The organism is Cellulomonas sp. Root137, assembly GCF_001426725.1.
Taxonomy (GTDB): domain Bacteria; phylum Actinomycetota; class Actinomycetes; order Actinomycetales; family Cellulomonadaceae; genus Cellulomonas.
The window spans coordinates 2,035,187-2,049,221 of the sequence record NZ_LMFG01000001.1 but is presented as its reverse complement, the minus strand read 5'-3'; the positions used below and the strand labels follow the sequence as shown (position 1 = coordinate 2,049,221).

Genomic DNA, 14,035 nt, shown 5'->3' with positions numbered 1-14,035 from the left:
AGCGCTCCTCAGGCCGTCGCCGGCACCCGCGCGATGCGGGGGTCGACGACGGGGTAGACCAGGTCGGCGGCGAGGTTGACGACGACGAAGACGACCGCCGAGAGCACGACGACGCCCTGCACGAGCGGGATGTCCTGGGACATGACCGCGGACTGCGTCAGTCGTCCGACGCCGACGCGGGAGAAGACGGTCTCGGTCACCACGGCCCCCGCGAGGGTGTTGCCGATGATGATCGCGACCATGGTGAGCGTGGGGATGGCCCCGTTGCGGACCACGTGCCGCAGGTGGACGGTCGAGCGCGGCAGACCCTTGGCCCGGGCGGTCTCGACGAACGGCTGTTCCCACGTCGACCCGAGGCTCTTGGCCAGCACCTGGGTCAGCACCGCCGCGGTCGGCACCGCGAGCGTGACCGCCGGCAGGACGAGCGACTGCCAGCCGGTGTTGCCCGTGGCCGGGAACCAGCCGAGCCGGAACGAGAACACCTGCAGCAGCACCAGCCCCAGCCAGAAGCTCGGGATCGCCGCGCCCAGCGGGGGCAGCGACAGCAGCGCGTGCCGGAGCCCCCGGGAGCCGGTGAGCACCGCGGCCGAGGCGAGCAGCGAGCTCACCACCACCGCGATGGCCAGCGCCGTCGCCGCCAGCACAGCCGTCTGCGGCAGGGCGTCGACGATCGTCGTCACCACCGGCTGCCCGTTCTGCATGGACCGGCCGAGGTCGCCCTGCAGCGCCGCACCCAGCCGGGTGAGGTACTGCACGATCACGGGCTTGTCGAAGCCGTACTCGGCGCGGAGCGCCGCCGCCGCGGCCGGGTCGACGTTGGCGCCCTCACCGCCCCGGTTGAGCATGGTCAGGATGGGGTCGGACGGCAGCAGGTAGAGGATGACGAACGTGGTGGTGAAGGCCGCCCAGACGACGAAGACCGCCAGCCCGAGCCGCCTCACCACGTAGCCGACCAGGCTCACTGCTGCACCCAGGCGTCGTAGAACACGAGCTTGGTCTCACCGTCGAGGCGCAGACCGTGCGACGACGGGCCGATGCCGTAGGTCCACGCCCGGTCGACGATCGGGATGTTCCACGCGTTGTCGACGACGTACTTCTGCACGGCAGCCGCGGCCGCCGCGCGCTCGGTGGGATCGACCGTCGACTCCTGAGTGGCCAGCAGGGCGTCGAGCTCGGACGGGTTGGCCTTGGCGTACCCCAGCGAGGTCCACTCCGAGGAGTACAGCGCGTTCAGCACGGTCGGGTCGGCACGCGTCATGGTCCACGCGTAGATGTCGTAGTCCCCTGCCGCCACGGCCTTGCTGGACGCCGCGGCGTCGAGCTGGCGGATCGGGTAGTCGATGCCGACGTCCTTGAGCTGCTGCTGGATGATCTCGAGGTCCGTGTAGGACGCGATGACGTTGATCGTCAGGCGCTTGCCGTCCTTCTCGCGGATGCCGTCGGCCCCGACCGTCCAGCCGTCGTCCTCCAGCAGCTCGCGTGCCTTGTCCGGGTCGAACGCGAGCTCGTCGCTGAGGTCCGTGTAGCCGGGCGTCGAGGAGTTCAGCGGAGCGGTGCGGCTCGCGTACGTCGGCCCGTAGACGGTGTCGACGATCTCCTGGCTGTTGATCGCGTACCTGATCGCCTGCCGCACGGGCTCGTCGTCGGCCAGCCAGGACTGCTGGTTCGGGATCCAGCTCTCGGTCAGGCCCGGCTGGTGCGCGGTCAGCAGCGTGCTGCCGGCGGCGGTGAGCGTCGCCTCGTCCTGCCACGTCACGAGCGACACCGACTGCACCTGGTTGCTGGTCACCGAGCCCGACCGGACGCTGGCCTCGGGCACGAACGTGAAGCGCAGGGTGTCGAGGTACGCCTCGCCCTCGTGCGCGGCCAGGCTCGAGGGCCAGTCGTAGCCGACGCGCTTGGCGAGCACGGCGTCCTGGTCCTTGGTGTAGCTGGTCAGGGTGAACGGGCCGGAGCCGGCGTACGTCCCGGTGCAGAGCTCCTCGGGGGTCTTGCCCGTGTCGGCGGGCGAGATGAGACCGAACCACGATCCGGACAGCGCCTGGAGGAACTGCACGTTGGGGCGGTCGAACTCGACCGTCACGGTCTGCGGGTCGACGACGGTGGTGCCCACGTACCCCTGGATCCACGGGCCGGCGCCGATCGCCTTCGGGCCGAGCGCGACGATCCGGTCGAGGTTGGCCTTGACGGCCGCGGCGTCGATCGGCAGGTCGTCGGCGAACGTCGCGCCCTCGACCAGGTGGAACGTGAAGGTCGTGGCGTCCTCGCTGATCTCCCAGCTCTCCGCGAGCCACGGGACGATCTCGCCGGTCTCCGGGTCCTGGTCCACCAGCGAGTCGGCCAGCTGGCGCGTGATGTTCAGGGCCACGTGGAACCGCTGCTGGGGCGCGTCGAGGCAGCCGAGCGGATCGGCCTCGAGGGCGTGGACGTAGGTGCCGCCGGCGACGGGCTCGGCCTCGGCCGACGTCGACCCGGTGGCGCCGGGTGCGGCGGTGCCGCTCGAGCAGGCGGTGAGCAGCAGACCGAGGAGGGCGGTGGACGCGAGCGCGACGGACCGTCGGCGTCGCAGGCGATGGGTGGACATGGGAGTGCTCCTGGGGAAGGTGAAGGACACGGGGACGACCGGGGAGGTGCGTGCGGGGGCGCAGGGACGCGCGGCTCAGCGCGGACAGCGTCGCGGCGCGGTCGACGAGGCGGTCGTGCGGGTTCCCAGCTGTGCGCTGCTGACCATGACCACCTCCGTCGCCGACCGGGCAGTGCGCCTCGATCGGGCGCCGACTGCTGAACGGCTCGGAAACTAGATATCCCGACCGATCGAGTCAACGATTCCTCGGTTCGTCTCGCGGGCTGGACCACTGGGCGAGACGCCACGTCCGATCAGTGAGACGGATCGGAACGACCGTTGACCGCCCCCGTGCGCCTCCCTACGTTCCGGCCGGTCCGAGCACCGCGGTCGGGCCCCTCCCGGAAGGCAGAACCGATGACCACGACACCAGACCTCCTCGCGCCGCTGGCCCGCTTCACCACGCTCGCGGGCGCGCTCAGCGAGCCCAAGGGATTCGGCGACGCGAGCCTGCGCCGCCGCCGCGACGGCGACATCGAGCTGCTCGGCGGGATCCCCGACGACACGGCGCTGCCGGTGCACGAGCTGCTGGCCGCCACCGAGCGGGTGCTCACCGGTGCGCGGTCCGGGCCCGCGGCGTTCCAGTACTCCCAGTCGGCCGGTCTCGACGAGCTGCGGTCGTGGATCGCCGCGCGCGAGGGCGTCCCGGCGTCGCGGGTCATCATCACGAACGGTGGGTTCCACGGGCTGTCGCTCGCCGTGCTCTCGCTCGTGGAGCGCGGCGGCCTCGTCGCCGTCGACAACCCGATCTTCCCGCTGTTCCTGCGGGCGCTCGAGCTCTCCGACGGGCGCACCCTGCCCGTGCGCGTCGGCCCGGCCGGGCTCGACGTCGACGAGCTCGAGGAGAAGCTGCGCGCCGGTGCCCGCCCGACGGCGCTCTACACGGTGCCCGACTTCCACAACCCCTCGCAGGGCACCCTCTCCACCGCGGACCGGGTGCGGCTGGTGGAGCTGGCTGAGCGGTACGGCTTCGTCATCTTCGCGGACAACCCGTACCGCGAGCTGCGGTTCCGTGGCGACGCCGTCGACGCCGGGGTGTTCAGCACCTCCGACCAGGTGGTGCACGTCAACACGTTCTCCAAGACGCTCGGCCCGGGTCTGCGGCTCGGCTGGGTGGTGGCGTCCGAGCGGATCGCGAAGCAGCTGGTCACGCTCCGCAACCGGCAGGACTCGCACACCTCCACGCTCGAGCAGCGGATCGTCATCGACCTGCTCACCCATGACCCACAGTGGTTCGACCGCACGCTCGCCCGCGCCCGTGACCTGTACCGCGAGCGCGCGGACGTCGTGGTGGACGCGCTCGACGAGCGGCTCGGCGGGCTGATCGAGTCGGTGCGCCCCGAGGGCGGGTTCTTCCTCTGGCCCCGGATCACCGACCCGTCGATCGACCCTGTCGCCCTGTACGCCGCGGCCGCGGAGCGGGGTGCCACCTACCAGCAGGGCGAGTTCTTCGCGTCGAGCGGCCGACGCGAGTTCGCCGACCACCTGCGGCTCGCCTACGGCAACCACACGCCCGAGACCCTGCGCGAGTTCGTCGACCGCCTCGGCTCCGCCGTGGACTCGGTGCGCTGACGTGGCCCTGCACCTCGCGCTCGAGATCGACGGCGCCGGCTCGCACCCCGGCGCAGCGCTCGCCACGTCGATCCTCACCGACCGCCTGCTGTCCGCCGACCACCTGCGCCGCACGGTGGCCATCGCCGAGAACGCGGGTGTCACGTTGGTGACGCTCGACGACTCGCTGGTCGGACCGGCACGCATCGACGCGGTCACGCGGGCGGCCTTCGTCGCGCCCCTGACCTCGCGCATCGGGCTCGTCCCGCTCGCTCACCCCGCGGTCACCGAGCCGTTCCACCTGGCCAGCCAGGTGGCGGCCCTCGACCACGCCGCGACCGGCCGCTCGGGCTGGCTCGTCGGCTCCGGTCCCGTCCCCGGCGCTCGCGCCGCGCTCGACCGGCCCGTGGCCGAGGGGCAGGACCTGCTCGACGAGACCCGGGACGTCGTCCGCGTGGTCCGCGACCTGTGGGACTCGTGGGAGGACGACGCCGTCATCCGGGACACCGCGACCGGCCGGTACATCGACCGCGACCGGCTGCACCACGTCGACTTCACCAGCGGCGGGACCGGGCCGTTCGCCGGGCCGGGCCTGCGCGACGCCCCCGACGGTGGCCGCGCACCGTTCACGGTGAAGGGTCCGCTCATCGTGCCGCGGGGGCCGCAGGGCCAGCCCGTCGTCGTCGCGCGTGCGGGGACCGTGCCGGTGGACCTCGTCGACATCGTGCTGGTGGACTCCCCGGAGACGTCGGGAGCGCCGCTGACGTTCCTCGACCTGCACGTCACGCTCGACACCGACCGCGCGACCGCCGTCGACCGGCTCGCGGCGCTGGACGACCTGGTCCCCTCGACCGACGTCCTGCGGTGGACGGGCTCCCCCGACGGGCTGGTCGAGCTCCTGCTGTCGCTGCGCGGTGCAGTCGACGGAGTGCGACTGCTGCCGACCCTGCTCGAGGAGGACCTCCCGCAGATCGTCCGGTGGGTGCTGCCCGCGCTGCGGGTCGCGCGCGCGACCCCGACGCCGCGCCCCGGAGCCACCCTGCGCGAGACCCTCGGGCTGCCGCGCCCCACCAACCGCCACGCCACGCTCCAGGAGACCTCGTGACCGACCTGCCCCGCCCGCACGCCCACGTGCACCTCGGCGTCTTCTTCCAGGGCGTCAACCACTCGACCATCTGGTCCGACCCCGCCAGCGGCTCGCAGACCGACTTCGAGTCCTTCCGGCAGATCGTGCAGACCGCCGAGCGAGGGCTCTTCGACGCGTTCTTCCTCGGCGAGGGCCTGCGCCTGCGGGAGCAGAACGGACTGCTGCACGACCTCGACGTGGTCGGCCGTCCCGACGCGATCACCCAGCTCGCCGCGCTGGCGGCGGTCACCACCCACATCGGCCTGGTGGCCACCCAGAACGTCACCTACAACGACCCGGCCGACCTCGCGCGTCGGCTGGCCAGCCTCGACCTGCTCTCCGGCGGTCGCGCCGCCTGGAACATCGTCACCACCGACAACGCGTGGACCGGCGAGAACTTCCGTCGGGGCGGCTGGCTCGACCACAGCCTCCGGTACGTCCGCGCCGGCGAGTTCGTGCGGGCGGCCCAGGCGATCTGGGACGGCTCCCCCGGGGAGTCGGTCCGGCACACGGGTCGGACTCTCGACATCACCGTCACCCCCACCGTGCCGCGCAGCCCGCAGGGCCACCCCGTGCTGTTCCAGGCGGGAGACTCCCCCGACGGGCGCGACTTCGCCGCCTCGCACGCCGAGGTCATCTTCTCCGCGCACGGCACCGACTACGACGACGCCCTCGCGTTCGCCCAGGACGTGCGCGCCCGGACGGTGGCCGCCGGCAGGCCCGAGGACGACCTCAAGATCCTGCCCGGGACGCAGTTCGTCCTCGCCGCCACCGACGAGGAGGCGCGGGAGAAGGCGCGCTGGGTCAAGGAGCAGCAGGTGACCCCCGCGACCGCCCTGTCGCTGCTGGGCCAGGTGTGGGGCGAGGACCTGTCCCGGTACGACCCCGACGGTCCCGTGCCCAGCCACGACCCGGTCATCACGGAGATCGCCCAGACGCGCGGGACCGTCCGCCACGGACCGGACCCGCGTGCGATCGCCCAGGCCCGGCGTGCCCGCGCGGAGGCGGAGCACCTGTCCATCCGCCGGCTCGTGATCGCCCAGGAGCGTCAGCGGGGCTTCGTCGGCTCCCCCGCCACCATCGCCGACCAGCTCATCCGCTGGGTCCGCACGGGCGCCTCGGACGGGTTCAACGTCACGCCCTGGATCGTGCCGGGCGGCCTGGACGACGTCGTCGACACCCTGGTGCCCGAGCTGCAGGAGCGGGGCGCCTACCGGACGGAGTACTCCGGGACGACCCTCCGCGAGCACCTGGGCCTGCGGGACCCACTGACCCGCCGCGCGCCCGCACCGGTCGGCGCGACGGTCTGAGCCACAACGTCCGAGCAAGTGAGCGCTGCAGCGACCAGATGCTCGGACGTCGTGGTGGAGACACCGGGACGTCCGAGCATCTGAGCGCCACAGCGGCCGGATGCTCGGACGGTGCGGACGGGGTCAGCGGCGTTTGCGGACCAGGACCAGGTCGTCGCGGTGGACCAGCTCGCGGTCGTAGCCCGGGCCCAGCGAGCTGCGCAGCTCGGAGGTCGAGCGACCGAGCAGCGGCGGTACCTCGTCGGCGTCGTAGGACACCAGCCCCCGCGCCACCAGGTGACCGTCCGGGCCGACGAGCTCGACGGGGTCTCCCGCCTCGAACGTGCCCTCGACGCCGGTTACCCCGGCAGGCAGCAGCGACGTCCCCCGCTCGAGGACCGCACGGACCGCGCCCGCGTCGAGCACCAGCCGTCCGCGCGTGTTCGCGGCGTGCGCGAGCCACAGCCGACGGATCGAGGTGCGGCGACCGGTGGCGGTGAACCAGGTGCCGACGTCCTCCCCGGCCAGAGCCTGCGCGGCCTGGGCCGCCGAGGTGAGCACCACGGGCACGCCGGACTGGGTGGCGATCGCCACCGACTCCAGCTTGGTCACCATGCCGCCCGTGCCGATCGCACTCCCCCGCGAGGCCACGTCGATGCCCTCGAGGTCCTCGGCGTGCACCACGGACGCGATGCGCCGGGAGCCGTCGCGCGAGGGCGGTCCGGTGTAGAGGGAGTCGACATCGCTGAGCAGGACGAGCGCGTCGGCGTGCACCAGGTGGGAGACCAGCGCCGCGAGCCGGTCGTTGTCCCCGAAGCGGATCTCGTCGGTGGCCACGGCGTCGTTCTCGTTGATGACGGGCACGATGCCGAGGTCCAGCAGCCGGGTGAGTGCGCGGTGCGCGTTGCGGTAGTGCACGCGTCGCACGGTGTCGTCGGCGGTCAGCAGCACCTGCCCGACCTGCAGCCCGTGCCGGGCGAACGCGGACGTGTAGTGCGCGACGAGGAGTCCCTGCCCGACCGAGGCGGCGGCCTGCTGGGTCGCCAGGTCTCGCGGACGGGCGGCCAGACCGAGCGGCCCGATCCCGGCGGCGATCGCACCGGAGGAGACGAGCACCACCTGCCCGCCGGCCGCGCGGCGTGCCGCGAGCACGTCGACCAGCGCGTTCAGCCGCTCGGGTGCGAGCCGGCCGTCGGGCGTGGTCAGCGACGACGAGCCGATCTTGACGACCACGCGGGACGCCGAGACCAGCTGCTGGCGGTCCTGCAGGGCGTCGACGGTCACGAGCCGCATTCTGCCGCGCGACGGCGGCCCGTCACGCCGATATCCGACGCGCGGACAGCGGTCAGCCCTCCGCCGCGTCGGTCCAGACGCCGGCCTCGCGCTCGGTCCACAGCTCCTCGCGCGCCTCGGTCTTGGCGTCCATGCGCTCCTTGTACTCCTGGCGCTTCTCGCCACGGGTCGGCCGGGACCGGTCCTCGATCCGCAGGTCGACCCCGCGCGGACCGCCGAGGAACTCGGACCCGGTCATGAGGGTGGGCTCCCAGTCGAAGATGACCGCGTTGTGCTCGGGGCCGATGCGCACCTCGTCGCCGGCGACGGCACCCGCGGCGAACAGCTTCTCCTCGACGCCCAGGCGTGCGAGCCTGTCCGCCAGGTACCCGACGGCCTCGTCGTTGGTGAAGTCGGTCTGACGCACCCAGCGCTCGGGCTTCTCGCCCCGCACCCAGAAGTACACGCCCTGGCCCTCGACCTCGCGGCGCGTCACCGTGAACCCGGCGTCGTCCACGGCCTTCGGGCGCAGGACGACGCGGGTGTTCTCCGGCGCCGGCGCGTCACGACGGGCCTTGTCGACGATCTCCCCCAGGGCGTACGTCAACAGACGCAGGCCCTCGTGGCTGGCGGTCGACACCTCGAACACGCGGAACCCGCGGGCCTCGAGGTCGGGCTTGACCAGCTCGGCCAGCTCGCGCGCCTCGGGGACGTCGATCTTGTTGAGCACCACGATCTGGGGGCGCTCCAGGAGCGGCACCCGACCGCCCTCGATGGTCAGGTCGCCCGCGTACGTCCGCAGCTCGGCCTCGATGTCCTCGAGGTCCGACAGGGGGTCACGGTCCGGCTCCAGGGTCGCGCAGTCGAGCACGTGCACGATGACCGCGCAGCGCTCGATGTGCCGCAGGAACTCCAGCCCCAGCCCGCGCCCCTCGGACGCGCCCGGGATCAGTCCGGGGACGTCGGCCACGGTGTACCGCGCGCCGCCGGCCTGCACCACGCCGAGGTTGGGCACCAGGGTGGTGAACGGGTAGTCGGCGATCTTGGGCCGCGCCGCCGAGATGGCGGCGACGAGGCTGGACTTGCCGGCGCTCGGGTAGCCCACGAGCGCGACGTCGGCGATCGTCTTCAGCTCGAGGACGATGTCCTGCTCGGTGCCCGGCTCGCCCAGCAGAGCGAAGCCCGGAGCCTTGCGGCGCTGCGAGGCGAGGGCGGCGTTGCCGAGGCCTCCGCGGCCACCCGACGCGGCGACGTACTGGGCGCCGACGCCGACGAGGTCGGCGAGGACCGTGCCGTCGGGCGACTTGACCACGGTGCCGTCGGGGACGCCGAGCACCAGGTCGGTGCCGGTCGAGCCCGAGCGGTGGTCTCCCATGCCCTGCGTGCCGGACGGCGCGTGCCGGTGCGGCGAGTGGTGGTAGTCGAGCAGCGTGGTGACCTGCGGGTCCACCTCGATGATCACCGAGCCGCCGTTGCCACCGTTGCCCCCGTCGGGGCCGGCGAGCGGCTTGAACTTCTCCCGGTGGATGGACGCACACCCGTGCCCACCGTCACCGCCGGTCGCGTGCAGCACGACCCGGTCGACGAATGTCACCACGGCTGAACCTCCCTTGCCATTGCTACTTCTCGATACTCACACGCAGAAGGGGCGCACCGCACCGGTGCGCCCCTCCCACGAATGACCCGCCGCGAACCGTTGTCGCGGCGTCATGAAACTCAGACCTCGGCCGCCACGACGATGTCGATGACCTTGCGGCCACGGCGCGTCCCGAAGGTCACGGCGCCCGGGGCGAGGGCGAACAGCGTGTCGTCGCCGCCACGGCCGACGTTCACGCCGGGGTGGAAGTGCGTGCCGCGCTGGCGGACGATGATCTCGCCGGCCTTGACGACCTGGCCACCGAAGCGCTTGACGCCCAGACGCTGGGCGTTCGAGTCGCGACCGTTGCGCGAGGAGCTCGCGCCCTTCTTGTGTGCCATGACGTGCCTGCTTTCGTGCTCAGAGTGTGGGGGGCTGCGCGTGCCTGCGGCCAACCGGCCGACGGCGCGAGATCAGGAGATGCCGGTGACCTTGAGGCGGGTCAGCTTCTGGCGGTGACCCTGGCGCTTGCGGTAGCCGGTCTTGTTCTTGTACTTGAGGATGTCGATCTTGGGACCCTTCTCGTCCCGCACGACCTCCGCCGTCACCTTCACCTTGGCCAGGGCCTTGGCGTCGGTGGTGACCTTCTCGCCGTCGACGAGCAGCAGGGCGGTCAGCTCGATGGTCGACCCGGCCTGCGCGCCGAGGCGGTCGACGACGACGACGTCGCCCACAGCGACCTTCTCCTGGCGGCCGCCAGCCTTCACGATCGCGTACACCACGTTGCTGCTCATCTCTGCTCGTCGAACTGCTTGTCACATGCTCAGTCGAAATGCTTGGTGCCCTGCCTGCGCCCGCGCACATCCCGCTGCCACCGGTCTTCACCGGTTCCCGTGGGGGTTCGCGTCGGCGCCGCGACGGCGGCACACATGACCAGCGCGTACACGACGCGCCGACGTTCTAGGGTACGGACCGCACGGCGCAGGGTCAAACCTGACGGACCTCCCCACGTGCGACGTGACCGAACGCACGTCGCTGCGGGGTGCTCGTGCCGGCGTCACCCGGCACGAGCGCCCTCGTCAGTGCTCCTCGAGACCGTCGCCGTCCCCGGGCTCGGACGCCTCGGCGTCGTCGCTCTCGGACTCGTCGTCGGACTCGAACACGTCGGCCGGGACCGCCGTCAGCTCGAGGGCCGCACCGGAGACCGGCTCGGGCGCCTCCTCGGCCTGCGCGACCGCGAACTCGGCGAAGACGTCGAGGCCGGGAGCGCTGGGCGCCTCGGGCTGCTCGACGGCAGGTGCCTCGTCGTGGTCGTGATCGTGCTCGTGGGCGTGCGCAGCCGCTGCGGCGATCGTCGCGAGCGTGGCCTTGACCGCCTCACGGGCCTCGGGCAGCACGGGTACGCCCGCGTGCGGCACGTGCGCGACCGGCTCCTTGCTGGTGCCACCCCGCTTGCGACGCGACCGCTTGGCCTCCGCGTCGGCGGCGGCCGCGGGCTGCTGCTGCGCACCGGCGTCGGGACGCTGGTTGTTCTTCTCGATCGGCTCCTCGTGCACGATGAAGCCGCGCCCGTGGCAGTGCTCGCAGGTCTCGCTGAACGCCTCGACCAGGCCCTGGCCGACGCGCTTGCGGGTCATCTGGACCAGGCCGAGCGAGGTGACCTCGGCGACCTGGTGCTTGGTCCGGTCGCGGCCGAGGCACTCCACCAGGCGGCGGAGCACGAGGTCGCGGTTGGACTCGAGCACCATGTCGATGAAGTCGATGACGATGATGCCGCCGATGTCGCGCAGCCGGAGCTGGCGGACGATCTCCTCGGCGGCCTCGAGGTTGTTGCGGGTGACCGTCTCCTCGAGCGTGCCGCCCGAGCCGGTGAACTTGCCGGTGTTGACGTCGACGACCGTCATGGCCTCGGTGCGGTCGATCACCAGCGAGCCGCCCGAGGGCAGCCAGACCTTGCGGTCCATGCCCTTGGCCAGCTGCTCGTCGATGCGGTGCTCGGCGAACACGTCGGCGTCGGACTCCCAGCGGGTGACCTTCTGCGCCAGGTCCGGAGCGAGCTCGTCGATGTAGGACGAGATCGTCGACCAGGCCTCGGCGCCCTCGACCACGAGGGAGGAGAAGTCGTCGTTGAAGATGTCGCGGACCACGCGGATGGCCATGTCCGGCTCGCCCTGGAGCAGCGCCGGTGCCGAGGCGGTCTTCGACTTCTTCTCGATGGCCTCCCACTGGCTCTGCAGGCGGGCGATGTCGGCGCGCAGCTCGTCCTCGCTGGCCCCCTCGGCCGCCGTGCGCACGATGACGCCCGCGGAGTCCGGGACGATCTCGCGCAGGATCTTCTTGAGGCGGTTGCGCTCGGTGTCGGGGAGCTTGCGGCTGATGCCGGTCATGCCGCCGCCGGGCACGTAGACGAGGTAGCGGCCGGCGAGCGTGACCTGCGAGGTCAGGCGGGCGCCCTTGTGGCCGATCGGGTCCTTGGTGACCTGCACCAGCACCGGGTCACCGGACTTGAGGGCCTGCTCGATGCGGCGCGCCGAGCCCCCCTCGAGCCCTGCGGCGTCCCAGTTGACCTCGCCGGCGTACAGCACGGCGTTGCGGCCCTTGCCGACGTCGACGAACGCGGCCTCCATGCTCGGCAGCACGTTCTGCACGCGACCGAGGTAGACGTTGCCGACCATCGAGGCCTGCGCCTGGTTGGACACGTAGTGCTCCACCAGGACGCCGTCCTCGAGCACCGCGATCTGGGTGCGGGCGTTCTTCTCGCGCACGATCATCGAGCGGTCCACGGACTCGCGGCGGGCCAGGAACTCCGACTCGGTGATGATCTGGCGGCGGCGGCCGGCGTCGCGACCGTCCCGGCGGCGCTGGCGCTTGGCCTCGAGCCGCGTGGAGCCGCGCAGGGCGGTGACCTCGTCGCTGGGCACGCGCGTGCGGGCGGCGCGGGGCTCGTTCTGCTCGCCGGGCTCGCCGCGGGACGACCCACGACGACGGCGACGGCGACGACGGCTCGAGCCGCCGTCCTCGTCGGTGGCGTCGTCGGCGTCGGGCTCGGCGTCGGTCGAGGCGGCCTCGTCGGTGTCCTCGTCCGCGTCCTCGGACTCGTCCGCCGACCCGGCGGAGTCGGGTCGGCTGCGCCGGCCACGGCCACCGCGACGGCGACGGCGGCGCGGGGCGCCGGACTCGGCGGTCTCCGCCTCGTCCTCGTCCTCGAGCTCGGCCTGGTCGTCGTTGACGTCCTCGGCGGACTCGTCGTCGGCCACGACCTCGTCGGCGACGGCCTCGACGACGTCCTCGACGACCTCGTCCTCGGTCCGTGCGGCGTCCGCGCCGCGTCCACGGCGGCCGCGGCGGCGTGAGCCGCGCGACGGGCCCGCGTCCTGCTCGACGGTCTCGGCCTCGGTCACCTCGACGGGCTCGGCGGTCGCCTCGGCGGCCTCGGCCTCGGCGCGGCGTGCGGCCTCGGAGATCTCCTCCGGCGAGCCGGTGCCGGCCTGCGCACGACGACGACGCGGGCGAGCCGCGGCCGGGTCCGGCGCCTGGAACAGCAGGGCGGTCGTCGCGAAGCGGCGGCCGGTGGAGGTGGAGCTGGTGGTGGCGTTGGCCGGCTCCGTCGACGACTCGGTCGACGGCGCGGTCGCAGCCAGCTCGGCGAGCACGTCGAGGGTCGGCGCCTGCTCGGCGTCCTCCTCCTCGGTCTCGGCCGGCTCGATCTCGGCGGGCACGGGCTCCGGGGCAGGCTCGGGCGCGGCGGCGGCGCGGGTGCCGGACCGGCGGCGGCGCGGGGCCGCCTTGGGGGCGGGCTCCTCGGCCACCGGGGCGGTGTCCTGGGCGGTCTCCGGCTCGGCGACGGGCTCGGGCGCCTCGACGACGGGGGCCGGGGCGTCCTCGACGGGCGTCGCGACGACGGTGCGGGTGACCCGGCGCGACTTCTTCGCGGGGGCTGCACCGGCGACCGGCTCGGCGGGGGCCGCCGGCTCGTCGGCGGGTGCCGGCGGGGCGGGCTGCTCGGCGACGACCGGGACCGTGACGACTGCGTCGGCCGGGGCGTCGGTGCTCGGGGCGGCGGTCACGCGGGTGGCTCGGCGTCGTCGCGGTGCTGCGGGCGGTGCCTCACCCCCGGCGGTCGTCGTCGCGTCTGCGGTGGGGGTGTTCTCGTCGGTCACGCGAAGTGCTCCTGGATACCGAGCAACGCCACCCACACTCGCGGCGGCACTCGGTCGGTCGGTCGTCGCACGCGTGCTGCGCGGCGACGGAAAGTCGGCGGTCGTGGCTGCTGCACCCGGTCGGCGCCATCGCCTGCGACGCCGGAGCCGTCGGTCCCGATCGGGGACCAGCGGGCGGCAGAGCGGCGGCTGGCACGCACGACATGCTGGTGCTGCGAGCTCAAGGGTCCCGGGGCGGTGTGGTCGTCCAAGGAGCCGTGGTCAGTATCGCACAGGGCATCTCGCCCGGCGTCCCCTCGCCGCCCGGCGCGCCTCCCGGTCTTTCTGACGACCTGCCGTCTTCCGGGACCTTGGTCCCAGGGGCAGACTGGTCGTGGTCCTAGCGTTTCCCCAGGTCCGCACGTCAGGCCCGGTCGACCCACGGGCCGGTGGGCACAA

The 14,035-nt window shown here is 72.9% G+C and carries 10 protein-coding genes; 3 read left to right on the top strand and 7 right to left on the bottom strand.

Going from position 1 to position 14,035, the window contains the following annotated elements; translation table 11 throughout:
- Positions 1–8: 8 nt before the first annotated feature.
- Positions 9–962 carry an ABC transporter permease gene (locus ASD18_RS09745; protein ID WP_235522312.1) on the bottom strand — a complete coding sequence of 318 codons (954 nt, stop codon included), beginning with the start codon at positions 960–962 and terminating at the stop codon, positions 9–11.
- Positions 959–2,584: an ABC transporter substrate-binding protein gene (locus tag ASD18_RS09740; protein ID WP_056089924.1), complete on the bottom strand. Its 1,626-nt coding sequence runs from the start codon at positions 2,582–2,584 to the stop codon at positions 959–961. The genes ASD18_RS09745 and ASD18_RS09740 overlap by 4 nt, the downstream gene beginning before the upstream one ends.
- A gap of 396 nt (positions 2,585–2,980) precedes the next feature.
- Between ASD18_RS09740 and ASD18_RS09730 the strand changes: the two genes are divergently transcribed.
- The 3 genes from ASD18_RS09730 to ASD18_RS09720 are packed head-to-tail and all read left to right on the top strand — an operon-like array spanning position 2,981 to position 6,610.
- Complete coding sequence (locus ASD18_RS09730) at positions 2,981–4,195, top strand: PLP-dependent aminotransferase family protein (protein ID WP_056089918.1); 1,215 nt, start codon at positions 2,981–2,983, stop codon at positions 4,193–4,195.
- A gap of 1 nt (position 4,196) precedes the next feature.
- Positions 4,197–5,279, top strand: a complete 1,083-nt coding sequence (locus ASD18_RS09725) for an LLM class flavin-dependent oxidoreductase (protein ID WP_056089914.1) — start codon at positions 4,197–4,199, stop codon at positions 5,277–5,279.
- The gene (locus tag ASD18_RS09720) at positions 5,276–6,610 is read left to right on the top strand and encodes an LLM class flavin-dependent oxidoreductase (protein ID WP_056089910.1); all 1,335 of its coding nucleotides are present in this window, start codon (positions 5,276–5,278) and stop codon (positions 6,608–6,610) included. Before ASD18_RS09725 ends, ASD18_RS09720 begins: the two co-directional genes overlap by 4 nt.
- A gap of 123 nt (positions 6,611–6,733) precedes the next feature.
- Here the strand turns inward: ASD18_RS09720 and proB are convergent, their stop codons facing one another.
- The 5 genes from proB to ASD18_RS09695 all read right to left on the bottom strand — a co-directional run bounded on the left by proB (position 6,734) and on the right by ASD18_RS09695 (position 13,597).
- Positions 6,734–7,882 carry a glutamate 5-kinase gene (gene proB, locus ASD18_RS09715; protein WP_056089906.1) on the bottom strand — a complete coding sequence of 383 codons (1,149 nt, stop codon included), beginning with the start codon at positions 7,880–7,882 and terminating at the stop codon, positions 6,734–6,736.
- Between the two features lie 52 nt (positions 7,883–7,934).
- Positions 7,935–9,458: a GTPase ObgE gene (gene obgE, locus ASD18_RS09710; protein WP_056089904.1), complete on the bottom strand. Its 1,524-nt coding sequence runs from the start codon at positions 9,456–9,458 to the stop codon at positions 7,935–7,937.
- 119 nt (positions 9,459–9,577) lie between these two features.
- Positions 9,578–9,838, bottom strand: a complete 261-nt coding sequence (gene rpmA / locus ASD18_RS09705; RefSeq protein ID WP_055913072.1) for a 50S ribosomal protein L27 — start codon at positions 9,836–9,838, stop codon at positions 9,578–9,580.
- Between the two features lie 72 nt (positions 9,839–9,910).
- Entirely contained in the window at positions 9,911–10,219 is a 309-nt protein-coding gene (gene rplU / locus ASD18_RS09700) for a 50S ribosomal protein L21 (protein ID WP_200938597.1), read from the bottom strand.
- Between the two features lie 297 nt (positions 10,220–10,516).
- Positions 10,517–13,597 (bottom strand): Rne/Rng family ribonuclease, encoded by a 3,081-nt coding sequence (locus tag ASD18_RS09695; protein WP_056089900.1) that lies wholly within the window; start codon positions 13,595–13,597, stop codon positions 10,517–10,519.
- Positions 13,598–14,035 lie beyond the last annotated feature (438 nt).